Below are 25,522 nucleotides of genomic sequence, written 5' to 3'. Positions count from 1 at the left end.
TAAATTAATCGATTAATGCGTTAATCATATTTAAAAAGTAAGCTAAACTATTCTTATGTCCTTTCTCTGGTGTATTTAATATCAATTCACCTTCCATAGAGTTGTTTTTAACTTTACTTGTTCTAAAAAGGACATCTCTTGTGTTTTCAGAAATAAAGTCTATTCGCTTTTTTATGTCATCTGGCATTACTTCTCTCGGGAATGTTGAAGCAATTTCTTGTCCGTTTACGTATATGATGCTTGAGTTTTTCTTAATTAAATTTTTATGTGTTCCGCCCACTTTGCCTTTATAATTACCGTTTTTTATAGCAACCATATCTTCAAAAGAAGTTCCCATAAGTATTGCGTTGTCCTTAAACATAAAATTTAACTCTATTGGTAAGTCATTTGTTTTCAATTGGTAGATGCCATTAGCATTTAAAGTAACTTCTCCTCTACTTTCTTTAACTGCAATATCCATTAGTTTACGAAACATGTCGCCTTCAGAGGAGGTAATCATCATTAAAAAACCTGGTAAAGTTTCTTTTTTAGTTTTAGTTACTTCAGTTCTTTCATAATTTTCATCATATTCATAGGTTGTATAACTCAGTTCTCTTTCTTTCATTTCTGTAAGAACAAATAACATATCACCTCGCAGAATTTTTGCGACTCCTTCTTCATCAATAATTAATGATAAAAGACGCATACCAATAGGAATAAATGCCGCAACTTCATCATCTTTGAAATTCTCAAACATGTTAGTCATCATATCTGGATAAGCTTCTAAAATACCTTTTGTACTAGCGTTTATAGAAAAATACCCTAACATTTTATCTTCGTTAAAGTAGTTAAAGAAGTTTGAATTCATTTTACCATCATACATCGCTTTAACGTATTTAGCCATGTTGTCATTCATGGTATAACTGGTGTTAAGTGATGCATGCTCCTTTTCAAAATTAAGTCTAGATGTTACAGACATATCTCCGTAAATATTATCCATAGTATCGTATAAGCCCATATAATTAGGGCCTAAACCATAGGTTGCTTGTTTTAATATATCTGAATACATAGAACCAAAATCACCAATCCATGCAATTGCTTCGTCCTTACCTTTACCAACAGCTTTGGTATATTTAGAATTTTTTAAAATAGACCCTTTAGCATAATTACCAATCATGGTTGACTTTGCATAAGCAATAAGTACTTTATTTTCTTCTAACTGCTTTGCTTCTCTTTCTTTTCTTATTCTTTCATAATAATCTTCATTGTAAATAGACTCTGTAGATTCAATAACCGTCTCCTCTGCCATTATCTCTTCTACTTCAATTATTTCTTCTACAACTTCTTCATCGCCTACATAAGACTTTATTTTAAGTGTTTCGGTACCGTTTTCTGTATTTGTAGTTAACGTTATTGTTTTATTCTGAATGCCAGATCTATTTTTACTATTGAACTTAACAGTTATTTCACCAGATTCACCAGGACTAATAGCTGTATTAGGGTAATTAGGAACTGTGCAACCACAACTGGCTCTTGCATCTGAAATTATTAAATCTGAGTTTCCGGTATTTGTAAATACAAATGAATGCTCAACTATTTCCCCTTGTGCTATATTACCAAAATTAAATTCTGACTCAGAAAAAGTCATTACAGGATAATCCGTTGCAACTGCCTCATCCACAACATCAACTGCTTCTTCTACAGCATATTCTTCTACTACACCATAATCGTTATAGCTATAGTCATTATGCTGACTTGTTTGCTGCGAAAAAGTTAATAATAACATATTATCATTCCACATTGTAACCATGCTATCATAAGGGTCTACAAAATACGATAGATCTCCATCCTTTATTATTTTTTCCTTTTGTCGCTCTGGCATTAAGCTTTCAAAACCTTCCTTATTTTTTAGAGGTATTAAAAAGCTATGTTTAAAACCAAGGGTATCTGATTGCATAAAGTAATAGAAACTGCGATTTAAATCTATTCCTAAATCGTCTAAATTAGACACTTTACCATCTGTTTCTCTTAGCATTTCCTTTAAGAACATTTTGCCTATTTTAGAATTTTCAAATTCAGCAATAGAAACCAAGTCTGTAACGTTTCCGCCTTTTATGGAAACAACAGCTTTAGCGTCTCTTGGTATTTTTGAAACTAAATCTTGGGCATTTACTAATAACGAAATGCAAAATAGATAAGTAAAGAGTAATAGTTTTTTCATTTTTAAGTTGGTTTGGGTTGTTCTTTTTATTTTGATAATTTAATAGTATTTGAAATCGATTTTTTACCTAATATTAATGACATAACATCTACTTTAAGAAATACAGCTTTCTTGTTCGGAGATATTTTAGCATTTGTGTTAGATACTTCTTTAACATCATTTTTAAATCGATAAATACTCGTATAGTTGGCACCTTCAAAAATTTTGCGATCTTCACTATTCAGTTTATTAAAATTTCTTTTAATACTATTATCATATGAAAATGATCGTTTAAAGCTATTTATACTTGAGTTAAAAGAAAAATTGGAAGTGCTAAAGTTTGTTTTGCTCTTTTTGTTGTGCTTACTTATAAGATCTTTAAAAACAGAATCTAAATTGTCTATAGACGTGAAATCACAAGATATTGTAAAAATATAATTATCGTAATCTGTAGTTGTATTTATATTGGTAATACCATTTATAGTTTTTAAATGATTTTTAGCTTCTTTTAAGGCTTTACCTATATCTTCTTTTGATGGTACCTTATGACCATTTACACTATCTAAAAGCATTATAGATGCGATTTTCGATTTACTTTTACTGAGATTAAAAGTTACTAGCATCTTTCCACTACCATCGGCATTTAAACTAATCTCTTCTAAAACCTCAAAACAACTTGTAAATAAGGTTAAGCTAAAAAGTAATAAAGATATATTGAAAACTCTTTTCATGATAAAGTATTGATTTTTGGGGTTGTGCCATCTAAAAAATAAATGTAGGACAAAACTGATTCAAAAATAGGCAATTATACTATTTAATTCATTTTAAGAATAAAAATTACAACAAATCTGCTAATTCTCTACCAACTAAACTACCTATGGCAACTCCCATGCCTCCTAAACGTACTCCGCAAAACACATTATTTGATAACTGTTTTACAATGGCATTTTTCTGTTGTCCAACTCCCATTATTCCGCTCCAGCGATGATCTATTTCAAAATCAGTAGATGGCAAAATTGTTGTTTTTAATAGTTCTTCTAATGTATTTTGAATGATTTTAGTTTCACTAAATTCTGTAGTTTCTTCAGCCTTAAAATCGAGGTTTCTACCTCCTCCAAATAAAATTCGATTATCTATATTTCTGAAATAATAGTAACCCTTGTCTAAATGAAATGTGCCTTTTATTTGTAAATTATCTATTGGTTTGGTGATTAAAACTTGAGCTCTTGCTGGTTTAACATTAGGTATATTTAGCTGTTTGGCAAAACCATTGGTTGCTATACAAACTTTCCCTGATGAAAATTCAAAATGATTAGTTTTTAATTTTACAGAATTAGTGTTTTCAGAAAAAGATTGAACTGTAATGTTATTTAATATTTTAATTCCTAAGGATTGTACTTTAAACAGTAATGCATCCATCATTTTACCTGTATCTATTTGTCCTTCATAATGATTAAAACAATATTTGGCTTTTATATTATTGAAACCAAAATTGTTTTCTTTGAATATAAATACTTCAGAATTAAAAATTGGATAAAGGAGTTCATTTATTTCAGGCTGTTTACTCAGACATAAATCATAGAGCATGTCATCAGCTTTTAAGAATAACTCATAACCACCTAAATTTTGATAATCAATAATTTTATCTCCTAACGTGCTGCGCAGCAGTTGCAAGCCTTTTATTCGCTTGTTAATCAGCTCTAAAACTTCTTCTGTAGAATGATGTTGTAAATCTTCAATGATTTCGCTTAAACTACCAAAACAGGCAAATCCAGCATTTTTTGTACTTGCACCTTGTGGTAATACTCCTTTTTCGATAACCACGATTTTAGCTTTTGGAAAACGGCTTTTTAATTGCAAAGCACAATTTAGTCCAACAATGCCACTTCCAACTATAGTATAATCTATGTTGGTTAGCCAAGTTTTTATTTCCCAGTAAGATAAATTCATGGTATAAAAAAAGCTCCCAATATTAGGAGCTTTTAAAGTATAAATTAAATTATTAATCTACTATTATTTTCTTCGTCACTTTTTGCGAACCATCCATAATAGTTAATAAATAAACTCCTGATTGCGCATTATTGAGTCTAATAGTTTCATCAAATCTACTTACACTACTAAATTGATTAATATAAATCGCTCTTCCTCTTATATCGTAAACTTCAACAGTAATAGCTTCACCAGACTTAGGATTAAAACCTATATTAAACTCACCATTATTTGGGTTAGGATATATAGATAAACCATCTATCTCGTTTTGTGTAGTTGATAATACTGGTTCACTTGAGTTTTCACACACTTCAATGGTTACTGTATTAATTGAACTTGTTGTACCATCTACTGTATTGTCAAAAATAAAAAATGCCCAATTCCCTTGGGAGTTAGTTCCATCTACTACAGAAAGTGGTTCTTGTGGTGTTACATTATCTCCATTACTTATGGTTCCGCAATTAATGGCTGACCCCTCATCATCATAAACAATATTAGGATTTGCACTGCCAGGACAGTCTTGCGAAGCCAATCTTATTAGAAAAGAACCTACATAAGCTGGATGTCTAAAGCCATATAATAAATCACCACTGTTTGGATGTGTAATATCAACTGTAATATTAGCATCTGTCATCGTTAAAGATGTTGGAACATTTAATGTATAGCCAGAATATGTAGTTGTGCTTTCTGGCACAGAAATACCTCCAAAATTAAATGTAAAGCTCTCACACACATCCACATTTTGATATTCGTAGTTACCAATAGCGAAGAAAAAATTGTTGACATTAAAAAAGATATTACCTGCTCCTTCAACCATAATTCTACATTTAGGTGCACTTACATTTGGTACAGTAATATCATGAGAACCATCATTTGGTACATTAGATGCTAAAACTGTATTATAAGTTAGACCTTCGTCGGTAGATAATAAAATATTAACGTTAGCAGTGTTTATACCATTTGCGGTTGTTCCGGCTACATCCCAAGTTATAGTTTCTGTTTGCCCTGGTGTCCATACAATTTGATTAGTGCTCTGCGAAGTCACTCTAAAAGGACCAGCAGCAGCTACATTAGTAATTGACATTAAATCAGAATCTGTTTGGCCACCATTAGCATTATTATCTCTTACGGTAAGGTTATAATTAATTGTTCTATTTACTGTTGACAATTTTTCCCAAGTTGTAGAGATGCCACCATTGTTTAAAATTTCTGGAAGTCGTGGCACATATCTAATTGGGTCATCTGTACCAGTAAACGATCTAACTAGTGGTCCTGTAACCGTTGTTTCTGTTGGTACACCTGAAGGACCTAAATCGTACTGCTCCCAAGTATAAGTAAGTGAGCCATTTCCGTTTGGGTCCGAAGATCCACTACCATCTAATTTATATGGAGTTCCACCAGGAATTGTATAATCAGAACCAGCTATTGCTGTAGGTTCGTCATTACCTGTTGCTGTAGTCGTTCCTGGACACAAAAAAGAACTTGTAATATGATTCCAAATTAACTCTAAACTTTTTTGGTGAAAATAATCATCACTATTACCTTGAACATTATCAGACCCACAAATACCTGCATACGCCATTATGGTAGAACCACTGCCAGGCTCGTATGCTGAAGATCCTGTTCTATTACCTCCACTACAGTTTACTTGGTTACCATTAAAAGTATGTGTTGAACCAAATTGGTGACCAAGCTCGTGTGCCACAAAATCAATGTCATAAGAATCTCCTACTGGCTGTGGAGAACCAGTAACTCCTCTTGCTTTATTACTATTGTTACAACTAACACCAAGACCAGCTAATCCACCTGCTCCAGTACTAAATGTGTGACCAATGTCATAATTTGCACTACCAATAGTAGAATTTATTTCTGTTTGACTTTGACCTATTAAGATATTTGCACTATCATTATTAAATGGATCAGTGGCAGCATCTGTAAATACAATACTTGAGTTATTGGCAACCAACGTCATTGTAATTGATAATTCTCTTTCATAAATACCATTTACTCTTGCTAAAGTTACCATAATGGCATCCATTGCATCCGTAACTGTTCCACCATGAAAAGCGGTATATTCTCCTGTGCAGGCTATAGCAATTCTATAATTTCTTAAAGTTCCATCACTAGCATTTTTTGCTTCTAAATTATTTTCAAATGACTTATTTAGTAATTCTGGTTCGTCTATAACACCACATTCAAAATCAAAATTTCTAGCTTCTAAATTTTTCTTTGCATAAACAGTATAAACACTGCCATCTACAGTATATGGATCTATAAACTGTGTCCCATTTGATGTTCCAAGAAACATAGCATGCAGCCCTTTCGGAGTAATTGTAAACCTAACTATCTCTGTTGGATTATCAATTCCTTGACCTGAGTATGCCCTCATATTAGGAAATTGAGCTTGAAGCTCTGGTGCCATAACAGAAGCTTCAAAAACTTGATATCTACTAAGTTTTCCTTCAGAATTTGGAAAAGAAATAATCGTGTTTCCTTTGTTCTCTCTATTCCCCACATTAGCTAAAGCTGCTTTAACACCTTCAATATCTAATTGATAAAATTTCTCTTTTGTAAGGCTAATTTTTCTTGAAATTTGCTCGGATTGATTTGCTTTTGCATCGTTAATACTTGTCCAAAATTTATTAGAATTTTGAGCACTAACAGTTAAAGAAAAACAAGCAATAACAAAAATTGTTGTTTTAATAAAGTAGTTCTTAATCATAATATTTTTTTAATTCTTAAATTTAGGTGTATTTATCCTATTATCAAAAAAAGTGACTATCTCTTTTTAAGGTGTGGTGTGAAGCATATATAAAGAAAAACACCCAAACTTATGAGCTTGGGTGTTACTAATTTAATCTTCTATTTCTTCTTTCATTACAAAGTCTTCCATAAACTTTGTTGTATAATTACCAGCTAAGTAGTCTGGATGTTCCATTAATTGTCTATGGAATGGAATCGTTGTTTTAATTCCTTCAATAACAAACTCGTCTAAAGCACGCTTCATTTTATTAATTGCTTCTTCTCTTGTTTGAGCCGTTGTAATCAATTTGGCAATCATAGAGTCGTAATTTGGCGGAATGCTATAACCAGCATATACATGTGTATCTAAACGCACACCATGACCACCTGGAGCATGTAATGTTGTTATTTTACCTGGTGAAGGTCTAAAGTCATTAAAAGGATCTTCCGCATTTATTCTACACTCAATTGAATGTAAATTAGGAGTATAATTTTTACCAGAAATAGGTACACCTGCTGCAACTAATATTTGCTCACGTATTAAATCGAAGTCTATAACTTGCTCTGTAATAGGGTGCTCTACCTGAATACGAGTATTCATTTCCATAAAGTAAAAATTTCTGTGTTTATCCACTAAAAATTCTACTGTACCTGCGCCTTCGTACTTTATATATTCTGCCGCTTTAACAGCTGCTTTCCCCATTTTATCTCTCAGTTTATCTGTCATAAAAGGAGAGGGTACTTCTTCCGTTAATTTTTGATGGCGTCTTTGTACAGAACAATCTCTCTCCGACAAATGACAAGCTTTACCGCGAGAATCACCTACAATTTGTATTTCTATATGGCGAGGCTCCTCAATTAGCTTCTCCATATACATATCGTCATTGCCAAAGGCTGCTTTGGATTCTGTTCTGGCAGATTCCCAGGCATCTTGTAGGTCTTCAGGTTTCCAAACCGCACGCATTCCTTTTCCACCACCACCTGCAGAAGCTTTTAGCATTACAGGATAACCTGTTTCTTTAGCTAGCTTTTTACATTGTTCAAAATCTTCAATTACACCTTCACTACCAGGTACACATGGTACACCTGCAGCCTTCATGGTTGCTTTAGCGTTAGCTTTATCACCCATTCGGTCAATCATCTCTTCAGATGCACCGATAAATTTAATGCCATGTTCTTCACAAATTTTTGAAAATTTAGCATTTTCTGATAAAAAGCCATAACCAGGATGTATAGCATCTGCATTTGTAATTTCTGCAGCTGCAATAATGTTAGCAATTTTTAGATAAGATTCGCTACTTGCTGGTGGTCCAATGCAAACTGCTTCATCAGCAAATTTAACATGTAAACTATCTGCATCTGCCGTTGAGTAAACCGCTACGGTTTTTATACCCATTTCTTTGCAGGTTCTAATAACACGTAGTGCTATTTCACCTCTATTGGCAACTAGTATTTTTTTAAACATAACTTTTAAGTATTTAAAATTTCAAATTCCAAATTCCAACGTATTGGGATTTATGTTTTGGAATTTTAAATTTGGTTATGATGGATCAACTAAAAATAGAGGTTGATCAAATTCTACAGGTGAAGAGTCATCCACAAGTACTTTTACGATTTTACCAGAAATTTCTGATTCAATTTCGTTAAATAATTTCATCGCTTCAATAACACAAAGTACATCGCCTTCTTTAATTTCTGTACCAACTTCTACAAATACTGGTTTGTCTGGAGATGGTTTGCGATAAAATGTTCCAATAATTGGAGACTTAATCGTTATATATTTAGAGTCTTCACTAGCTGCTGGTGCAGCCGCTTCTGCCACTGGTGCAGCCGCCGCAACTGGTGCCGCTTGTTGAACTACTGGTGCCGCTTGCATTGGCACTTGCTGTACAATTGTTGTATCGTTTTCAGAGCCTGTTCTAATGGTAATTTTAACGTCATCCATTTCTAACTTAACTTCACTTGCACCAGACTTGGCAACAAATTTAATTAAGTTCTGAATTTCTTTTAAATCCATAATTTTTAGAGTTTGTTTAGTTAGTTTTTGTTAGGAATTATAAGCCCATTTAAAATAAATTGAGCCCCAAGTAAATCCACCACCAAAGGCAGCAAATACTATTTTATCACCTTTTTTAAGTTTTGATTCGTAATCGAATAAAAGTAATGGTAACGTCGCAGAAGTGGTATTACCATAACGTTGTATATTCATCATTACTTTTTCTTCTTCTAAATTAATTCTATTGGCTGTAGCATCAATAATTCGTTTATTAGCTTGATGCGCAGCTAGCCAAGAAATATCATCATTGGTAAGGTTGTTTCTTTTCAATATTTTTTCAGCAACATCTGCCATGTTAAAAACTGCATTTTTAAATACCGTTTTACCATCTTGAAAAACATAATGTTTTCCTTCTTTAAAAGTATCTTCAGTTATTGGATAAGAAGAACCTCCATAAGTTGCTTGTAAAAACTCTCTTCCTTCTCCGTTACTCCTAAGTAATTCATCCTGCAAGCCCAAACCTTCATTATTTGGCTCAAAAAGTACTGCTCCAGCTCCATCACCAAAAATAATACAGGTTGCTCTATCTTTATAATTAATGAAAGAAGAGTTTTTGTCTGCTCCTATTAATAGAATTTTTTTATAACGACCAGATTCTATATAAGCTGCAGCTGTGGACATTCCAAAAAGAAAACTAGAACACGCAGCTTCTAAATCGTAAGAAAACGCATTTATAGCTCCTATCTGTGTTGCTGTATAAGCTGCTGTTGCTGCTGCCTTCATATCTGGTGTAGCAGTGCAAACAATAACTAAATCAATTTCTTTTGGATCTAATCCTGTTTTTTGAATTAAATTTTCAGCTGCTTTTATTGCTAAAAACGATGTGCCTTTTCCTTCTTCTTTAAGAATTCTTCTTTCCTTTATACCAGTACGTGTAGTAATCCACTCGTCGTTTGTTTCAACCATAGTTTCTAATACTTTGTTAGTTAAAACAAAGTCTGGAACATAGCCTCCTACAGCTGTAATTGCTGCTGTGATTTTACTCATTATTAGGGTTTAGTTAATTAAAAGTATATAAAATTGCTAAAAATCAATGATTTTTAATCAATTTTCATCGTTTTGGGCAAATAATAGTGCAAAATAAGTAGTTTTTGCGCTAATCGGAAAATTAAAACAAAAAAAACGCTCACAAGTGAGCGTTTTCTTATATGCACGCATAATACTTATGCTACATTTTCTTCTTCTACAGAATTGTCAATTAATACTTGACCTCTGTAATATAATTTTCCTTCGTGCCAGTGAGCTCTATGGTATAAGTGTGGCTCACCAGTTGTTGGGCAAGTTGCTATTTGAGGTACAGAAGCTTTATAATGTGTTCTTCTTTTATCTCTTCTTGTTTTTGATATTTTACGCTTTGGATGTGCCATCTTAAATGTTATTTATCCGTTAATAGTTTTTTTAAATTATTCCAACGAGGATCAATATCCTCTGATGATTTTATTTTATTGTCCTCGCTAGGACTTAATTCTTCTAATTTTGAAAGTATATCAGATTGCAATGTGCCATCTTCAATACCTGGATGAATTCGTTTTGCTGGAACTGCTAAAACAATGAGCTCATATATATATTGTGCTACATTAATTTCATATTCTCCGTGAGGTACAATTAATATCTCCTCATTATCATCGTTATATTCATTACCAAACTTAACGACTAGTTTAAATTCGTCGTTAATAGGTTGATTATATGACTCGTTCGTCATATCGCAATTAACATTAACAGATCCTGAAGCAGAAAAATACAACTCTAAAAGCGTTGTTTTCTTTTCGAACTTGAGGTCAATTTTAACGTCTACTGCATTAAACTCATCATAGTCAAAATTTTGAAAGAACGTATTATCAATTTGATAATCAAAATGGTGCTCTCCGACTTTTAATCCCACAAAAGGGATTATATATTCCTTTAATGCCTTCATTACCACATTCATTTTGAGCGTGCAAATATATAAATTTTTCCTTATTTAATAGCTAGATATCAACAATTTTTGTTTATAACTATCTTGAGGCTTTTTTTAACGGATTTTTACTGTAAAAATTATAATCGTTTCTATTTCTAAAAATCTGAATTGCAGTATCAATGGCTTGCTTCATAGAGTTTTCGTCTGCAATACCTTTACCAGCTATTTCGTACGCGGTACCATGGTCTGGTGAAGTTCTAACTTTTTCTAAACCTGCTGTATAATTTACTCCTTGCCCAAAAGCAATCGTTTTAAAAGGGATTAAGCCTTGGTCGTGATAAGACGCAATAATTGCATCAAAATTTTTGTAAGTATTAGATCCGAAAAAACTATCCGCAGAATATGGTCCAAAAACCAAGTCCCCTTTAGATTTAATTTTTTCTAAAGTTGGCTTTAAAACTTTATCATCTTCATCACCTATTACACCATTATCACCAGCATGAGGATTTATAGCTAAAACTGCGACCTTGGGTTTTCTAATTCCAAAGTCTTGTTTTAGTGATTTTATAACGGTCGATATTTTTTCAGTTATAAGGTCTTCTGTTATAGTATTACTTGCTTCTTTTAGAGGTACATGATCTGTAAGAAGGCCAACCCTCAACTCATTAGAAACCATAAACATTAAACTTTTTCCGTTTAAAGCCTTGGCTAAATAATCTGTGTGCCCAGGAAAATTAAAAGTATCTGATTGTATATTATGTTTGTTGATAGGTGCAGTTACTAAAACATCTATAAAATTGTTTTTTAAGGCATTAGTGGCTGCCTCCAGCGATTTTATAGCATATTCTCCTATTTTTTTGTTTGGTTTTCCGAATTCAATCTTTACGGGTTCTTTCCATACATTAACAACATTTACTTTGCCATGAACAATTTTTTCTGGAGAATCAATATTAAAAAAATTGATTTTACTGTTAAAGTGATTTTTAAAAAATTGCATGGTTTTACCCGATGCAAAAATCACAGGAGTGTTTAATTCTAGAGATCGATTGTCTTCATACGCTTTTATAATAATCTCTGGTCCAATACCATTAAGATCTCCAACAGAAATACCAACAATTATATTTTCTTCTTTTTTCATGTATTTTCTCTTTCCTATTTTTTTATTGAAAATTGGTTATTGAGTTCGTTTATGTACTTAACTTTGTGATTGTAAATTTAACTAAATAAAATACAATTATGTTTACTGGTATTATTGAAGATTTAGGAGTTATTAATAACATTGTAAAAGATGATGGAAATCTTCATATTAGCGTTACATCATCCATTACTCAAGAATTAAAAATTGATCAAAGCGTTGCTCATAATGGTGTTTGTTTAACCGTTGTAAGTATTGATAATAATAGTTACACAGTTACGGCAATACAAGAAACATTAGATAAAACCAATCTTGGAATTTTAAAAAAGAATGATGTTGTAAATATTGAACGCGCTATGAAACTTGGAGATCGTTTAGATGGTCATATTGTGCAGGGACATGTAGATCAAACAGCGAAATGTACAACTATTACAGAAAAAGAAGGAAGTTGGGTTTTTACTTTTGAATATGATAAAGGACTCAACAATATCACCATAGAAAAAGGTTCTATTACTATAAATGGTGTAAGTTTAACCGTAGTTGACTCAAAGTTGCACAGTTTTTCTGTTGCAATAATTCCCTATACTTATGAGCATACCACTTTTAAAAATTTAGAAGTTGGTGATTCTGTAAATTTAGAATTTGATGTTATTGGTAAGTATGTAAAACGCCTAAATGACTTGAGAAATTAGGCTATTTTATTTTTAGATATCTTATTTGTTTTATAGATACCATAAACGAATGCAATTACGAATAAAACAATAATTCCACTATCGATTGGAAGTCCTGGTGGAGGAGGAGGTCCTGGAGGCGGAGGAGTCGCTCCTTGTGCCATGGACGCTAATCCTACGAAAGAAAGTGAGATTGAGGCTAACATATTTTTCTTCTGCATTCTATTATTAAAGGTGTAAATGTATAAAAAAATCTGAGCTAACAAAATTAATTTGGCTAAAAAACATCTTTAAACGGTAAATTTTATCGACAAAGTACTTAAAATGTAGTTGTTTTAGGGAAGATTCTTACATTTTAAGAAGATTATTTAACGTAAATATAATATTAATTCAATTATCTAAACCGTAGAATGATTCAAAAATAGAAATAAACGATTGTAATTAAATGTGTTTGAAATTATAACTAACTATATGATATAAAAAAAGAAAACCCTTCAATTGAAGGGTTTTTGTGTGGTCCCACTTGGGCTCGAACCAAGGACCACCTGATTATGAGTCAGGTGCTCTAACCAACTGAGCTATGGGACCTTTGACATGTGTCAATCACTTTATTTCTAAAGCGAGTGCAATATTACTACATATTTTAAAACTCTACAAGAAAAAATATACCGTTTTAATCCTTTATCTCTTGGCATAATTCTACCAAAACACCATTTGTAGATTTTGGATGCAAAAAAGCGATTAACTTATTATCCGCTCCTTTCTTTGGTGCTTTATGTATCATCTCAAAACCCTCTTTGGTTAATCTTTTAATTTCTTTCTCAATATTATCAACTGCAAAAGCGATATGGTGAATCCCTTCTCCTTTCTTTTCTATAAATTTAGCGATTGGGCTATTCTCGTTAGTAGCCTGAAGCAATTCTATCTTATTGGGTCCACACTTAAAGAAAGATGTTTTTACACCCTCACTTTCTACATCTTCTATTTTATAATGTTCCTTTCCAAATAGCAATGCGAAAAGGTCATTAGAACTATCTATATCCTTAACGGCAATACCTATATGTTCTATTTTTCTCATTCTGACTTCAATTTTGTACTGTAAAAATACTATAATACTTAAATAACCTCTACTTTTGCAGATGATTAGTGATTAATATTATCATGGAAGAATTTACACAGAGACAGAAAAAAATTGGAGGTATTCTCCAACAAGACTTAGCAGATGTTTTGCAAAAAGCAGCTATTGATGGTGGTTTAAGGGGTGTTATTATCTCTGTAAGCAAGGTAAATGTAACTACAGATTTATCTATGGCTAAGGTTTATCTAAGCGTTTTTCCCAATAAAGAGGCTAAACCTTTACTAGAAGGAATTAAATCTAATAAACCATTAATTAGGCATGAGTTAGCACAACGTACACGCAATCAATTAAGAAGAATGCCTCAGCTCGAATTCTTTATCGATGATTCATTAGAATATATTGATGGTATTGAGCGTTCGCTTAAAGGAGAGGACGACCCTCTTAAAGATCCAGATTTATTAGGTAAGCGCAAAAAATCTTAAGTGAATTTCCCTTTATATATAGCAAAACGTTATCTGTTTTCTAAAAGCAGTAATAATGCTATAAATATTATGACGGGTATTGCTTCTGGAGGAGTAATTATTGCCTCGGCAGCTCTTTTTATAGTTCTATCTGTTTTCGCTGGACTAAAAAATTATAGTCTTGAGTTTTCCTCTTTCGTTGATCCAGATTTAAAATTAATTCCTTCAGAAGGTAAATCCTTCTTGTTTTCTGAAGAAGATATATCTCAATTAAATGCTGTTAATGGAATTGCTTCTTATTCAAAAATAATTGAAGAGCGCATAATCATTAAAACGGAAAACAAGAATCTTTTAGCTACATTAAAAGGTGTAGATTCTAACTTTTTAAAGGTTACCAATATAGATTCAATGATATCGCGAGGTAATTGGATTTCTAATGAAAGTAATGAAGTTGTTGCGGGTTCTGGTATTGCTTATAATTTATCCTTTGGTGTATTAGATTATTTAAAACCATTATCTATCTATGTTCCCAAACCAGGAAAGGGACAAATTAGTTCTCTAAAAGGCGCATATAATTCTGCCTATGTTCAAAATGTTGGGCTTTTTAATATTAATGAAGAATTAAATAACGAATATGTTTTCGCGGATATTAATTTGGCTAAATCATTATTAAGTTATAAAACCAATCAATTAAGTGCCTTAGAATTAAAACTTAAACCTGAAATTGATGAATCTGAAATTAGAACAACATTAGAAAGCATTTTCCCAAATCGATTTATAGTTAAAAATAGAGAGCAGCTGAACGATGCTTTATTTAAAATGTTAAACACCGAAAATCTTGCTATTTATCTCATATTTACGTTAGTTATTATTATTGCTTTATTTAATGTAATTGGAGCTATTATTATGATGATATTGGATAAAAAGAAATCACTAAACACCTTATTTAACCTAGGAACAGAACCAAAAACAATTAAGTCCATTTTCTTTTGGCAAGGGAGTTTAATGACTATTGTAAGCGGAATTATAGGTGTATCAATTGGTTTGCTCATTGTATTTTTACAACAAACTTTTGATTTGGTAATGTTAACTCCAGAATTACCTTATCCTGTACGATTACATTTTATAAATGTGCTAATTGTATTGGCAACTATCTTTGCCTTAGGTATTATTGCATCGCGAATAGCATCTCAGCGTATTACCAAGAAGTTAATTCGGTCTTAATTGGTAAATTGGTAATCACCAAACTTCTCTAACACCTCATCAAAAGCAGCAAATACATCTTTAGAATCATCACTTGTTACCATTTTCATTCGGTATTCTTTAAAGTGTGGAATTCCCTTAAAGTAATTTGTGTAGTGTCTTCTAGTCTCAAAAACCCCAAGGACTTCCCCTTTCCAGTCTATAGACATTTGTAAATGACGTCTTGCCGCTTCAACGCGCTCTGCTAAAGAAATAGGTGGTAAATGCTCACCTGTTTTAAAAAAGTGTTTTACTTGTTTAAAAAACCAAGGATTTCCAATGGTGGCTCTTCCTATCATTGCTCCGTCTAATCCGTAGCTATCTCTCATTTCAGCTGCGCGTTCTGGAGTATTAATATCTCCATTACCAAAAACAGGTATATGCATTCGCGGATTGTTTTTTACCTCTGCTATAGGTTTCCAATCTGCATCGCCTTTATACATTTGAGCTCTAGTTCTACCGTGAATTGCGATTGCTTTACAGCCAACATCTTGCAAACGTTCTGCCACCTCAACAATTTTAATAGAATCATGGTCCCAACCCAATCTGGTTTTTACAGTCACTGGTAAGTTGGTGCGTTTTACCATTTCGGCAGTAAGCTGTTCCATCAAACAGATGTCTTTTAAGATTCCGGCACCAGCACCTTTTGAAACGACTTTTTTAACAGGACAACCAAAATTAATATCTATAATATCTGGATTAGACTTTTCTACAATATCAATAGTCTGCAACATACTTTCCATATTGGCACCAAAAATCTGAATACCAACTGGTCTTTCTTTTTCATAGATATCTAACTTCATAACGCTTTTTGCTGCATTACGAATTAAACCTTCACTAGACACAAACTCTGTGTATACTACATCTGCCCCTTGTTCCTTGCATAATGCACGAAAAGGAGGGTCACTAACATCTTCCATAGGTGCTAAAAGCAAAGGAAAGTCTGGTAATTCTATGTCGCCTATTTTAACCAACTCTTAAATTTTGATGCAAAATTAAGGTTTTTATTATTCATCATTAATTTGTTATAGAAAGTTTATAAATTTCGATTATATCTAAATATGTATATTTACCCAAAATATTTAAAATGAAAAAGATCCTACTTTCACTTTTCATTAGTTTTGGCATGCTCACAAGTTGCGATGTCATTGATGAATTAACCAAATTTGATTTAGACTACCAATCCAATTTTTCGGTCTCGTCTACAACTATAATCGATACTCCTTTTAGCTTTGATACACCAGATGTTACTACAGATTCTGAGTCGTCATTTGAAAATAATAATACGCACAAGGATCTTATAGAAAGTATTAAACTAAAGAAAATAAAACTGACCATTGAATCTCCTGAAGATGGTGACTTTAATTTTCTGAAAGAAATCCATGTTTTTATTAATGCCGAAAATGTTGAAGAAATAGAAATTGCAAATAGTTTTGATTTAGAAAACACCGATTCGAATGTTTTAGAATTAGACGTGTTAGGGCAAGAATTACAAGAGTATATTAAAAAAGATAGTTTTAATCTACGTGTTAAAACAGTTACTGATGAAACATTGAACCAAACACACGATATTATTATTGACAGTAAATTTAGAGTAGATGCTAAAATTCTGGGCGTGTAATTGAGTTTTATATATAAAATAATGTGCAAATCCCTTTTGAACCATACCTTTTTGGTTATCAAATAAATATTCACTTAATACTAGAATATTTAGCCTTTTTCGTTGCTTTTAGGTATTACATTTTTTTAAGAAGAAAGAGCACTGACAGTATAACTTCCAACAATCGATTATCTATTATTCTTGGTGCTGCTTTGGGTGCATTAATTGGTTCTCGATTGATAGGGTTTTTAGAAAACCCTTTAATTGAATTCTCTCAACAAAACCTGCTTCAATTACTCAATACAAAAACCATAATGGGAGGTTTATTTGGCGGTTTACTTGGTGTAGAATTAGCAAAGAAAATTATTGCAGAAAAACAGTCCTCTGGAGATTTGTTTGTACTTCCTATTATCCTCGGAATTTTTATAGGACGCATTGGTTGTTTTCTATCTGGCATCAATGAATTTACTTATGGAAAAGTAACAACTTCAGTATTTGGTATTGATTTAGGTGATGGCTTACTGCGTCATCCGACGTCCCTATACGAACTTGTTTTTTTAATTGTTTTGTTCTTTAGCTTAAAATGGATTCGGAACAATTCAAACTTAAAGAATGGAGAGCTATTCAAAATTTTTATGCTGCTTTATTTCGGATTCCGATTTTTTGTAGAGTTTTTAAAGCCGAATGTTTTTTATGTTATTGGAATGAGCACCATTCAACTATTATGTGTAATTTGTTGGTTGTATTATAGCTCTTTCATCATTCAAAAAATAAAAAATGCCCGTTAGAAAATATACGTATTACGATTTTACATTAAGTCTATGTCCTGAATGTTTAAAGCGTGTAGATGCAAAAATCGTGTTTGAAAATGATAACGTTTACATGCTTAAACGCTGTAACGAACACGGTAATTCTAAGGTGTTAATTGCAGATGATATTGAGTATTACAAAAACATTAGAAACTATAACAAACCCAGTGAAACTCCTTATACCTTTAATACAAAAACGCATTATGGTTGTCCTTACGATTGTGGTTTGTGTCCAGACCATGAGCAGCACAGTTGCTTAACAGTTGTAGAAGTTACAGACCGCTGTAATTTAACTTGTCCAACATGTTACGCAGGTTCTTCACCAACATATGGTAGGCACCGAACTTTGGAAGAGGTTAAAACCATGCTCGATACTATTGTGAAAAATGAAAAAGAACCAGATGTGGTGCAAATTTCAGGAGGTGAACCCACAATTCACCCTCAATTTTGGGAAATTATGGATTATGCAAAATCACTTCCTATTAGGCATTTAATGTTGAATACTAATGGAATTAAAATAGCCAAGGATTTTGAATTTGCTCAACGTCTAAAAACCTACGCACCAGATTTTGAAATCTATCTACAATTCGACTCGTTTCAAAATAGTGTTTTACAAGAGCTTCGTGGTGCTGATTTAAATTACATTAGAAAACAAGCGATTGAAAACTTAAATAAACTCAACCTATCAACAACATTGGTAGTAACGCTTCAAAAAGGTTTAAATGATGGTGAAATAGGAAAAATTATAGACTATGCTCTAAAGCAAAAATGTGTGCGAGGAGTAACGCTTCAGCCCACACAAATTGCTGGTCGTTTAGATAATTTTAATCCTGAAACGGATAGAATGACTTTAACCGAAGTCCGAAGAAAAATAATGGAACAAACCGACATTTTTAATCCTGATGATTTGTTGCCTGTTCCCTGTAATCCTGATGCTTTAGTTATGGGTTATGCACTAAAATTAGGAGATGAGGTCTTTCCTCTTACACGATATATAAATCCGAACGATTTACTCGACAATAGCAAAAACACAATTATTTATGAGCAAGATGATCAATTACAAGATAAAATGATTGAATTGTTTAGCACAGGAAATTCTGTTGAGGTTGCTGAAGAAAACTTAAAATCTATAATGTGCTGTTTGCCTAATATTGATGCACCAAATTTGGGTTATGATAATTTATTTAGAGTGATTATTATGCAGTTTATAGATGCCTATAATTTTGATGTAAGAGCCATTAAAAAATCATGTGTACATATCGTAGATAAAGACAATAAAATTATTCCTTTTGAAACCATGAATTTGTTTTATCGCGATGATAAGAAGGCTAGGTTAGAAGAACTCAGAAACGAAGTCGTATGACACGATTATTAATAGAGGGTAACGGTTTCGGTTTGTTTATTTTGTTGATGATATTTATTGCAATTGGAATTCCAATTGTCCTTTTTGTAGTTGGGCTATTAACGCTAAGAGAAAATAAAAAAAAGGCAAAGATTATTTTAATTATAGCTGCTGTTTACTCGATTATAAGTTTCGGTATTTGTGGAGGCCTATGATTTTAAATTATAAAATATGAAACTATTAGAGGTTGGAAATTTAGACGGTTTATTAACACTCATTATTGCCATAATGTTTGGGCCAGCTATTCTATTAGCAATTATTGGATTTGCTGTTCTCAAAAAGAATAAAAAGGCCGCAAAGATCTTGTTTATACTTGCAGTTGTTTATTTAATTATAAGTTTAGGAATTTGTGGTGCACTTATTAGTGGTTTTTAAAACCCAAAGTCCATAAAACCCCAAAAATAATTCTGCAAAAGCCCCAAATTGGTAACCAAAAGTTGGTGTGCCATCTATAAACCAACTCAGCATTCTTCCAAAACCTAAACCTAACATAAAAATGATGTTAGAAACTAATGCTAACTTTAAATAATTGGCTTTAAAAATTCCTAAAATCCACAAAATTGAAAAGCCTAAATACAGACCCATTATGGCTTTGAAGAAGTTGTGTTCGTCAATAGTGTTTAAATAAATATTAAACTCAGCGCTTGGTTTAAATCCATAAACAAACGAAACTGGAATTACAATCAGCACAGATATGATCAAATGAATTTTAGATATAAAGTCTTTCTTGTTCATTTGATTAGTGTTGCTTTAAAAAGCTTTTTAAGTAAATTATTGTCTAACCCAAACAGAGGATCCTTGGACGTTGCTAGTAACTGTAGTTCCTGTTGCAGCATCATCTGTTACAACAATCTCGTTTTGGGTAAACGTAAGTGTTTGGCCGTCTTCAGATAATTCAAAAGTTGCTGTCTGTTCACCTTCTAAGGCACTACTGTCCATTTCTCCTTCAAAAGAAAATTCAAAAAATTGTCCATCAACTGTCATTTCATTTCCATTAGTAGAATACGATCCGTTACCTGAAACATTATCTAAAGTATAAGGTTCATTTGAAAATTCTACTCCATCTACAACAACACTAGCGTTGTATGAATAATTTCCGTTAGTAGTAAAAGTATTTGCTGTAAATTCTAATATATAATTAGTCTCTGTACTGTAAACATCTAAATCGCTAGTAATTATTTGCCCGGCAAAATCCATTTCGTTACCTAAAGTTGTGCTAAATTCTACTAAATCCCAAGTGCCTATTAAATCTAAATTAGTATCTCCTGTTTCTAAATCTACATCAGAATCTAATGGCTCGTTTTCACAAGTAAAGGCTGTTAATAAAGTAAAAAGGCAGAAAAGTGATAAAAGTTTTTTCATGTGTTGAGGGAATTGGTTTTTTGGTAAAGCACCAAATTTACATTAATATTTTTATTAGCAATAATTATATTAAAATTTCACTTTAGTTTCAATTGTGTCTTCACCGCGCTTTACGGTAATAGCAGCTTCATCACCATTATCAAAAACAGACAATGCTCTCATATAACTCATCATATCTGTAACTGCACTATCACCTAGTTTTATTACCACATCCCCTTTTTGCAAACCTGCAGCAAAAGCCGGAGTATCTTCTCGTGTGCCATCAATTCGCATTCCTTTTCCGTCGTATAAATAATCTGGCACTACACCTAAACCTACTTTAAATCTTGGCGTTTCTTCACTTTCGTTCTTTGTTTTTCTAAAGGCTAGTTCACCGTTGTCATTTAAGTCAGTAATAATGTTAAAGATATAATCTGAAATCAAATTCATTCCTTCGTAATTCAACTTATCAGCATCATCACCTGGTTTGTGGTAATCTTCATGCTGACCAGTAAAGAAATGTAAAACAGGAATATCAATTAAATAAAAGGAAGTATGATCACTTGGACCTACTCCACTTTCATTTTCAACCAATCTAAATTTGTCGTTGTTAGATTTTAAAGTTTGTTTAAACATTGGCGAAGTTCCTGTGCCATAAACCGCTAAAGTGCTATCTGGTTTCATTCTACCAACCATATCCATATTAATCATGTAGTTGATAGATTTAGCCTCGATAGTTGGGTTTTTAGAAAAATAATTAGAACCTAATAAGCCCATTTCTTCACCAGAAAACGCCATAAACAAATAATTGTTTTTGTCTTTAATTTCGGTATTATCGTTTTTTACTTTTAAACGACTAGCTAAATTCAATAGTACAGCAACTCCACTGGCATTATCATCTGCTCCATTATGTACAGCTTTATCTTTTTCACGATATAAAGAACCTTCTCCTCCAAAACCTAAATGGTCATAATGTGCGCCGATTACAATGGTGGTTTTTGCTTTGTTGTCTATAAAACCAATAACATTGTGCCCTGTAATTGTGCTGTCTGCATTGGTGGTAAACTCTACTTCTTTATGAGGGTCCGTCTTTGGTTTAAAAGAAAATGATTGTAAAAAGCCTTCTGTTCCTTTTGGTTGCAGTCCAATAGATTTAAAACGTTTTATAATATATTCTGAAGCCAGTACTTCACCTTCTGTTCCGGTTTGGCGACCTTCTAATTTATCGTCTGCTAAAAACGCAACGTCGTCTTTAATTCTATTTTCATATATGAACTTACTTTCAGAACTATTCTTATCGTTTTTACACGATACTAATCCTACTAAAACAAATAAAAAAACAATTTTTTTCATATCTATACCTTATTTTTGCCCAAAATTAGGCATTAAAAGCCATTTATTATAATTCTTTATTATGAACAGATTTACTGTTGTTTTACTTCTACTTATAACATTTTCATCTTGTAAAAATGAAGCTTCAAAATACAATACAGATACGACATCTGGTGCAACCAAAAAAATGGAGTCTTTAATTTACCCTGAAGAAACTCACTTTAAATCTATAAGACAGGTCACTTATGGTGGTGATAATGCTGAAGCCTATTGGAGCTTTGATGATAAGCAATTAGTATTTCAGTCTAATAATGCCAAATGGAATGTAGGTTGCGACCAAATGTTTTTAATGAATGCTAATGAAACCTTTACAGACAGCATTGCTCCACCAATGGTTAGTACCGGAAAAGGAAGAACGACATGTGCTTATTTCTTACCAGATAATAAACATATAATTTATGCCTCCACACATTTAGGAGATGATGAATGCCCAGATACACCTCTACGTAAAAACGGAAAATACATTTGGCCAATTTACGATAGCTATGATATTTTTGTCGCTGATTTAGAGGGCAATATCGTTAAGCAATTAACCAATGAAGTGGGTTACGATGCCGAGCCTACTGTATCTCCAAAAGGTGATAAAATTGTATTTACTTCAACTAGAAGTGGCGATTTGGAGTTATACACCATGAATATTGATGGAAGTGATGTAAAGCAAATTACAAACGAATTAGGTTACGATGGTGGTGCTTTCTTTTCGCCAGATGGTACTAAATTAATCTTTCGTTCTTCACGTCCGAAAACGGATCAAGAAATTAAAGAATATAAAGATTTGCTAGCTGAAGGTCTGGTAGAACCAACAGATATGGAATTATATATCTGTAATGCAGATGGTTCTGAATTAAGACAATTAACCGAATTAGGAAATGCCAATTGGAGTCCGTTTTTTCATCCTTCGGGTGAGAAAATTTTATTCTCTTCTAATTTTGAAGCTGAGCGTGGCTTTCCTTTTAATTTATATCTCATTGATATTGACGGAAAGAACTTAAAACGTGTTACGCATGGCGAAACATTTGACGCCTTCCCAGTATTTTCTAATGATGGTAAGTATTTGGCGTTTTCATCTAACAGGAATAATGGCGGAGGACGGGATACGAACTTGTTTATTGCTGAATGGCAAGATTAATTTAAATCTTTAAGTCTTTCGCGTTCTTCTGCACTTGTTGTGCGTTCGTTAGTGTTAAGTTTGGTGTTACCAAAGTTATATCGAAAGCCTAGTTTTACATAACGATTATCTAGATCAATAAAACTTGAATTAAATTGATTTAAATATTTTGTTGAAGTATCAAAATCTTGTTTATTAAACAAATCGTGTATAGATAATGTTATCATTCCCTTTTTGCTAAAAATAGATTTAGTAATACTTAGCTCAGATATTAATTGTTCTTCAAGTAATGTAAAGTACTGTAGGTTTCTACTTCCATATACCAGCAACAAACTCACATTTAAACTTCTGTCTTCTAACAATGAAAGTGTGTTTGTTAGTTGACTATAATTAGACCATTGGTTTTGTTCCACAGACCCTTCTCCAAAATTAGTTTCTTCCTTAATATTATAAAACGACGTTAAAAAATACAAATTCCAAATATTTGTAGGATAATAATCAAATGCAAAGTCGAAACCATAATCTACCCTTTTATCTAAGTTTGTGGGTGAAAAAGCAATAATATTAGTGTCGTTATTTTGTCTTGGTAATTCTTCAAAGGCACCATCATAGTTCATATAATAAGCTTCAACAGTAAAATGCTCTAAAAAATTAGTTCCTATTTTATAATGATCTCTATAACTTGGCAATAGATTTGGATTACCCAAAACAACAGTGTTTTCATTTAAGAAAAACCTAAAGGGATTTAAATCCGTGTAACTCGGTCTAAGAATACTGCGTTTATAGCTACTATAAACACTTACTTTCTCTGCTAGTTGATAAGATAAGCTTGCGTTTAGAAACCAGTTTAAATAATCTTGTTTATTGGTTTCATTTAATGTTAAAGATTGACCTTCAATATTAGTCTGCTCTGCTCTTGACCCTAAATTAATGTCCCATTTACCCCAAGATTTAGTGTAATTTAAATAACCAGCAAACACTTTTTCGTCATATTTAAACGCATCCGTATTATCTGTATTTACAACTTCAGAACCATTAATAATATCCAATCTTGTGATATCGCTATCTGTGTTTATATTAGAATATTTAAAACCAGCATCAAAATTAGAAGACTCGTTAATCGGTAAACTATAATCTACCTTCCCTGTAATAATCTTTGTGTCTTGGTTTGCTAGTGTATTAAATTCAGAATCATCTACAAATGTGTTGTTTTGATCAAAAAAGTTGCTAAACACATTTTGGTCGCGCTCATAGTCGTAAACTGTAAAATGTCCATTAAACGTTATACTCGCATCATCATTAAACTCATGTCTAAATGTTAGGTCAGAACCAATGTTATATTTTGTATCTCTAGACAAGTTGTCTGATGTAAAACGTGATAAAAAGTTTTCGTTTTCATCAGAGATATTGGTGTTATTCTTTAATTTATATTTAAAATAAGGAGTGTATAAACCTGTACTGGTGAGGCTTATTGTGTTTTTATCGTCAATAAAGTAGTCGAAATTTAGATTAAGATTATGTGTTTCTGACCACGTGTTTCTATTTACGTTAGATTTCCAAATTTCATCAATTTGGTTAGAGTCATCTAAGAAATTAACTGTGTCATCTTGATCTCTATTGATCTTTTTATTAGAATAACTATAATTAACATTGAAGTTAACTTTATTGTTTTTAAAGTAATGACTAGTCCCAGCATTGTATCTAGGAAAAACACCTTGAGTGTAATTGGTTTCAACACTTCCGCGATAACCAGTCACTAAATTTTTGCTCATAATAATATTAATTACTGAGCCAGAATCAGCATCATAACTTGCAGGTGGATTTGTAATTACCTCAACCGACTTTATATTGTTGGCAGGTGAGCTTTCCAAGAGTTGAATAAGCTCATTTGTGGTCAATTGTACTTTGCGATTATTTATATAAACTGCGGCTGGTGCACTTTTAATATTAATACTACCATCCGAAACAATTACACTAGGTGTGTTTTTTAAAACACTAAGCGTTGAGCCCTCAGTTAAAGCAGTGTTTTCTATATTAAAAATTAATCGGTCTGGTTTTCGAGTTATTACTGGTTTTTTGGCAATAACTGTAACCTCATCTAAACTCTCAGGAATCACTTTAAGCTGAATGGTTTTTAAATCTAAATTTCCAGAGAGTACAATCTTCTGTTCAAAGTCCTCAAATCCTATATAGCTTATTTTAATAAAGTATGTTGTTACAGATAAGTTATCTAGTTTAAAAAAACCGTTGTCATCGGTTGAAGTTCCTTTAAAAAATGAATCTTCATTTTCAACAGAAATAATCACATTAGCAAACTCTATAGGGCTACCGTTTGCATCAATTACTTTCCCTGAAATGGATAAATTTTGAGCAAATAATGTAAAACTCAACGTAAAAAAAATTACGTTTAGGTAATATCG

Annotated in this window: 26 protein-coding genes and 1 tRNA gene; 9 read left to right on the top strand and 18 right to left on the bottom strand. The window is 32.3% G+C overall.

Annotated elements, in window-relative coordinates:
- Positions 1 to 4: 4 nt before the first annotated feature.
- The 10 genes from H8K90_RS05465 to pdxA all read right to left on the bottom strand — a co-directional run bounded on the left by H8K90_RS05465 (position 5) and on the right by pdxA (position 12,001).
- Positions 5 to 2,200: a DUF1573 domain-containing protein gene (locus H8K90_RS05465; RefSeq protein ID WP_186844910.1), complete on the bottom strand. Its 2,196-nt coding sequence runs from the start codon at positions 2,198 to 2,200 to the stop codon at positions 5 to 7.
- 26 nt (positions 2,201 to 2,226) lie between these two features.
- Positions 2,227 to 2,910: a hypothetical protein gene (locus H8K90_RS05460; RefSeq protein ID WP_186844909.1), complete on the bottom strand. Its 684-nt coding sequence runs from the start codon at positions 2,908 to 2,910 to the stop codon at positions 2,227 to 2,229.
- 106 nt (positions 2,911 to 3,016) lie between these two features.
- Positions 3,017 to 4,129, bottom strand: a complete 1,113-nt coding sequence (locus H8K90_RS05455; RefSeq protein ID WP_186844908.1) for an NAD(P)/FAD-dependent oxidoreductase — start codon at positions 4,127 to 4,129, stop codon at positions 3,017 to 3,019.
- A 52-nt stretch (positions 4,130 to 4,181) separates the two neighbouring features.
- Entirely contained in the window at positions 4,182 to 6,890 is a 2,709-nt protein-coding gene (locus tag H8K90_RS05450; RefSeq protein ID WP_186844907.1) for a zinc-dependent metalloprotease, read from the bottom strand.
- Positions 6,891 to 7,022: 132 nt separating this feature from the next.
- Positions 7,023 to 8,375 carry an acetyl-CoA carboxylase biotin carboxylase subunit gene (gene accC / locus H8K90_RS05445; RefSeq protein ID WP_186844906.1) on the bottom strand — a complete coding sequence of 451 codons (1,353 nt, stop codon included), beginning with the start codon at positions 8,373 to 8,375 and terminating at the stop codon, positions 7,023 to 7,025.
- A 75-nt stretch (positions 8,376 to 8,450) separates the two neighbouring features.
- Positions 8,451 to 8,927 (bottom strand): acetyl-CoA carboxylase biotin carboxyl carrier protein, encoded by a 477-nt coding sequence (gene accB, locus H8K90_RS05440; RefSeq protein WP_186844905.1) that lies wholly within the window; start codon positions 8,925 to 8,927, stop codon positions 8,451 to 8,453.
- 30 nt (positions 8,928 to 8,957) lie between these two features.
- Entirely contained in the window at positions 8,958 to 9,953 is a 996-nt protein-coding gene (locus H8K90_RS05435; protein ID WP_186844904.1) for a beta-ketoacyl-ACP synthase III, read from the bottom strand.
- A 176-nt stretch (positions 9,954 to 10,129) separates the two neighbouring features.
- Positions 10,130 to 10,333: a 50S ribosomal protein L32 gene (gene rpmF / locus H8K90_RS05430; protein WP_076619181.1), complete on the bottom strand. Its 204-nt coding sequence runs from the start codon at positions 10,331 to 10,333 to the stop codon at positions 10,130 to 10,132.
- Positions 10,334 to 10,341: 8 nt separating this feature from the next.
- The gene (locus H8K90_RS05425; RefSeq protein WP_186844903.1) at positions 10,342 to 10,881 is read right to left on the bottom strand and encodes a YceD family protein; all 540 of its coding nucleotides are present in this window, start codon (positions 10,879 to 10,881) and stop codon (positions 10,342 to 10,344) included.
- Positions 10,882 to 10,960: 79 nt separating this feature from the next.
- Positions 10,961 to 12,001, bottom strand: a complete 1,041-nt coding sequence (pdxA, locus tag H8K90_RS05420) for a 4-hydroxythreonine-4-phosphate dehydrogenase PdxA (RefSeq protein ID WP_186844902.1) — start codon at positions 11,999 to 12,001, stop codon at positions 10,961 to 10,963.
- Between the two features lie 98 nt (positions 12,002 to 12,099).
- On the opposite strand from pdxA, the gene H8K90_RS05415 reads away from it, so the two are divergent.
- Positions 12,100 to 12,690, top strand: a complete 591-nt coding sequence (locus H8K90_RS05415; protein ID WP_186844901.1) for a riboflavin synthase — start codon at positions 12,100 to 12,102, stop codon at positions 12,688 to 12,690.
- On the opposite strand, the gene H8K90_RS05410 is transcribed toward H8K90_RS05415, so the two are convergent.
- From H8K90_RS05410 to mce, 3 genes are all read right to left on the bottom strand, one after another.
- Positions 12,687 to 12,875, bottom strand: a complete 189-nt coding sequence (locus tag H8K90_RS05410) for a hypothetical protein (protein WP_186844900.1) — start codon at positions 12,873 to 12,875, stop codon at positions 12,687 to 12,689. The genes H8K90_RS05415 and H8K90_RS05410 overlap by 4 nt on opposite strands.
- Positions 12,876 to 13,183: 308 nt before the next feature.
- Positions 13,184 to 13,257 (bottom strand) — tRNA-Ile (locus tag H8K90_RS05405).
- An 85-nt stretch (positions 13,258 to 13,342) separates the two neighbouring features.
- The gene (mce, locus tag H8K90_RS05400; RefSeq protein WP_186844899.1) at positions 13,343 to 13,747 is read right to left on the bottom strand and encodes a methylmalonyl-CoA epimerase; all 405 of its coding nucleotides are present in this window, start codon (positions 13,745 to 13,747) and stop codon (positions 13,343 to 13,345) included.
- Between the two features lie 83 nt (positions 13,748 to 13,830).
- Here mce and rbfA point away from each other — a divergent pair, with 83 nt between their 5' ends.
- Both rbfA and H8K90_RS05390 read left to right on the top strand, forming a co-directional pair.
- Complete coding sequence (gene rbfA / locus H8K90_RS05395; RefSeq protein WP_186844898.1) at positions 13,831 to 14,229, top strand: 30S ribosome-binding factor RbfA; 399 nt, start codon at positions 13,831 to 13,833, stop codon at positions 14,227 to 14,229.
- Complete coding sequence (locus H8K90_RS05390) at positions 14,230 to 15,432, top strand: ABC transporter permease (protein ID WP_186844897.1); 1,203 nt, start codon at positions 14,230 to 14,232, stop codon at positions 15,430 to 15,432.
- Here H8K90_RS05390 and dusB read toward each other — a convergent pair.
- On the bottom strand, positions 15,429 to 16,424 hold the full coding sequence (gene dusB, locus H8K90_RS05385) for a tRNA dihydrouridine synthase DusB (RefSeq protein WP_186844896.1): 996 nt from the start codon (positions 16,422 to 16,424) through the stop codon (positions 15,429 to 15,431). The two genes, H8K90_RS05390 and dusB, sit on opposite strands and share 4 nt — an antisense overlap.
- Positions 16,425 to 16,537: 113 nt before the next feature.
- Between dusB and H8K90_RS05380 the strand changes: the two genes are divergently transcribed.
- From H8K90_RS05380 to H8K90_RS05360, 5 genes are read left to right on the top strand one after another with little or no spacing between them, the layout of a single operon-like run.
- Positions 16,538 to 17,071, top strand: a complete 534-nt coding sequence (locus H8K90_RS05380; protein ID WP_186844895.1) for a hypothetical protein — start codon at positions 16,538 to 16,540, stop codon at positions 17,069 to 17,071.
- 23 nt (positions 17,072 to 17,094) lie between these two features.
- On the top strand, positions 17,095 to 17,838 hold the full coding sequence (locus H8K90_RS05375; protein WP_186844894.1) for a prolipoprotein diacylglyceryl transferase: 744 nt from the start codon (positions 17,095 to 17,097) through the stop codon (positions 17,836 to 17,838).
- Positions 17,828 to 19,222 (top strand): radical SAM protein, encoded by a 1,395-nt coding sequence (locus H8K90_RS05370; RefSeq protein ID WP_186844893.1) that lies wholly within the window; start codon positions 17,828 to 17,830, stop codon positions 19,220 to 19,222. The genes H8K90_RS05375 and H8K90_RS05370 overlap by 11 nt, the downstream gene beginning before the upstream one ends.
- Positions 19,219 to 19,416: a hypothetical protein gene (locus H8K90_RS05365; RefSeq protein ID WP_186844892.1), complete on the top strand. Its 198-nt coding sequence runs from the start codon at positions 19,219 to 19,221 to the stop codon at positions 19,414 to 19,416. The genes H8K90_RS05370 and H8K90_RS05365 overlap by 4 nt, the downstream gene beginning before the upstream one ends.
- 16 nt (positions 19,417 to 19,432) lie before the next feature.
- Positions 19,433 to 19,636, top strand: a complete 204-nt coding sequence (locus H8K90_RS05360) for a hypothetical protein (RefSeq protein ID WP_186844891.1) — start codon at positions 19,433 to 19,435, stop codon at positions 19,634 to 19,636.
- On the opposite strand, the gene H8K90_RS05355 is transcribed toward H8K90_RS05360, so the two are convergent.
- The 3 genes from H8K90_RS05355 to H8K90_RS05345 all read right to left on the bottom strand — a co-directional run bounded on the left by H8K90_RS05355 (position 19,601) and on the right by H8K90_RS05345 (position 21,955).
- Entirely contained in the window at positions 19,601 to 19,996 is a 396-nt protein-coding gene (locus H8K90_RS05355) for a DUF4345 domain-containing protein (protein ID WP_186844890.1), read from the bottom strand. The two genes, H8K90_RS05360 and H8K90_RS05355, sit on opposite strands and share 36 nt — an antisense overlap.
- 36 nt (positions 19,997 to 20,032) lie before the next feature.
- Positions 20,033 to 20,623 (bottom strand): hypothetical protein, encoded by a 591-nt coding sequence (locus H8K90_RS05350; RefSeq protein WP_186844889.1) that lies wholly within the window; start codon positions 20,621 to 20,623, stop codon positions 20,033 to 20,035.
- 69 nt (positions 20,624 to 20,692) lie between these two features.
- Positions 20,693 to 21,955 (bottom strand): M28 family peptidase, encoded by a 1,263-nt coding sequence (locus H8K90_RS05345; RefSeq protein ID WP_186844888.1) that lies wholly within the window; start codon positions 21,953 to 21,955, stop codon positions 20,693 to 20,695.
- A 61-nt stretch (positions 21,956 to 22,016) separates the two neighbouring features.
- Here H8K90_RS05345 and H8K90_RS05340 point away from each other — a divergent pair, with 61 nt between their 5' ends.
- Positions 22,017 to 23,123 carry a TolB family protein gene (locus H8K90_RS05340; RefSeq protein ID WP_186844887.1) on the top strand — a complete coding sequence of 369 codons (1,107 nt, stop codon included), beginning with the start codon at positions 22,017 to 22,019 and terminating at the stop codon, positions 23,121 to 23,123.
- Here the strand turns inward: H8K90_RS05340 and H8K90_RS05335 are convergent.
- Complete coding sequence (locus H8K90_RS05335) at positions 23,120 to 25,492, bottom strand: TonB-dependent receptor domain-containing protein (protein WP_246457528.1); 2,373 nt, start codon at positions 25,490 to 25,492, stop codon at positions 23,120 to 23,122. The genes H8K90_RS05340 and H8K90_RS05335 overlap by 4 nt on opposite strands.
- Positions 25,493 to 25,522: the final 30 nt, after the last annotated feature.

Origin of the sequence: Winogradskyella echinorum, from assembly GCF_014297365.1 — a bacterium.
Lineage (GTDB): Bacteria > Bacteroidota > Bacteroidia > Flavobacteriales > Flavobacteriaceae > Winogradskyella > Winogradskyella echinorum.
Note: the sequence above shows the minus strand (reverse complement) of the source record. Positions and strands in the feature narration are given on the sequence as shown.

Bases quoted from the DNA above. Each gene is read 5' to 3' on its own strand.
- H8K90_RS05450 (WP_186844907.1), bottom strand. From the start codon at position 6,890: ATGATTAAGAACTACTTTATTAAAACAACAATTTTTGTTATTGCTTGT.
- H8K90_RS05435 (WP_186844904.1), bottom strand. From the start codon at position 9,953: ATGAGTAAAATCACAGCAGCAATTACAGCTGTAGGAGGCTATGTTCCA.
- mce (WP_186844899.1), bottom strand. From the start codon at position 13,747: ATGAGAAAAATAGAACATATAGGTATTGCCGTTAAGGATATAGATAGT.
- pdxA (WP_186844902.1), bottom strand. From the start codon at position 12,001: ATGAAAAAAGAAGAAAATATAATTGTTGGTATTTCTGTTGGAGATCTT.
- H8K90_RS05410 (WP_186844900.1), bottom strand. From the start codon at position 12,875: ATGTTAGCCTCAATCTCACTTTCTTTCGTAGGATTAGCGTCCATGGCA.
- H8K90_RS05370 (WP_186844893.1), top strand. From the start codon at position 17,828: ATGCCCGTTAGAAAATATACGTATTACGATTTTACATTAAGTCTATGT.
- H8K90_RS05380 (WP_186844895.1), top strand. From the start codon at position 16,538: ATGAAAAAGATCCTACTTTCACTTTTCATTAGTTTTGGCATGCTCACA.
- accB (WP_186844905.1), bottom strand. From the start codon at position 8,927: ATGGATTTAAAAGAAATTCAGAACTTAATTAAATTTGTTGCCAAGTCT.
- H8K90_RS05365 (WP_186844892.1), top strand. From the start codon at position 19,219: ATGACACGATTATTAATAGAGGGTAACGGTTTCGGTTTGTTTATTTTG.
- H8K90_RS05455 (WP_186844908.1), bottom strand. From the start codon at position 4,129: ATGAATTTATCTTACTGGGAAATAAAAACTTGGCTAACCAACATAGAT.
- rbfA (WP_186844898.1), top strand. From the start codon at position 13,831: ATGGAAGAATTTACACAGAGACAGAAAAAAATTGGAGGTATTCTCCAA.
- H8K90_RS05360 (WP_186844891.1), top strand. From the start codon at position 19,433: ATGAAACTATTAGAGGTTGGAAATTTAGACGGTTTATTAACACTCATT.
- rpmF (WP_076619181.1), bottom strand. From the start codon at position 10,333: ATGGCACATCCAAAGCGTAAAATATCAAAAACAAGAAGAGATAAAAGA.
- H8K90_RS05340 (WP_186844887.1), top strand. From the start codon at position 22,017: ATGAACAGATTTACTGTTGTTTTACTTCTACTTATAACATTTTCATCT.
- accC (WP_186844906.1), bottom strand. From the start codon at position 8,375: ATGTTTAAAAAAATACTAGTTGCCAATAGAGGTGAAATAGCACTACGT.
- H8K90_RS05460 (WP_186844909.1), bottom strand. From the start codon at position 2,910: ATGAAAAGAGTTTTCAATATATCTTTATTACTTTTTAGCTTAACCTTA.
- H8K90_RS05355 (WP_186844890.1), bottom strand. From the start codon at position 19,996: ATGAACAAGAAAGACTTTATATCTAAAATTCATTTGATCATATCTGTG.
- H8K90_RS05345 (WP_186844888.1), bottom strand. From the start codon at position 21,955: ATGAAAAAAATTGTTTTTTTATTTGTTTTAGTAGGATTAGTATCGTGT.
- H8K90_RS05465 (WP_186844910.1), bottom strand. From the start codon at position 2,200: ATGAAAAAACTATTACTCTTTACTTATCTATTTTGCATTTCGTTATTA.
- H8K90_RS05415 (WP_186844901.1), top strand. From the start codon at position 12,100: ATGTTTACTGGTATTATTGAAGATTTAGGAGTTATTAATAACATTGTA.
- H8K90_RS05350 (WP_186844889.1), bottom strand. From the start codon at position 20,623: ATGAAAAAACTTTTATCACTTTTCTGCCTTTTTACTTTATTAACAGCC.
- H8K90_RS05425 (WP_186844903.1), bottom strand. From the start codon at position 10,881: ATGAAGGCATTAAAGGAATATATAATCCCTTTTGTGGGATTAAAAGTC.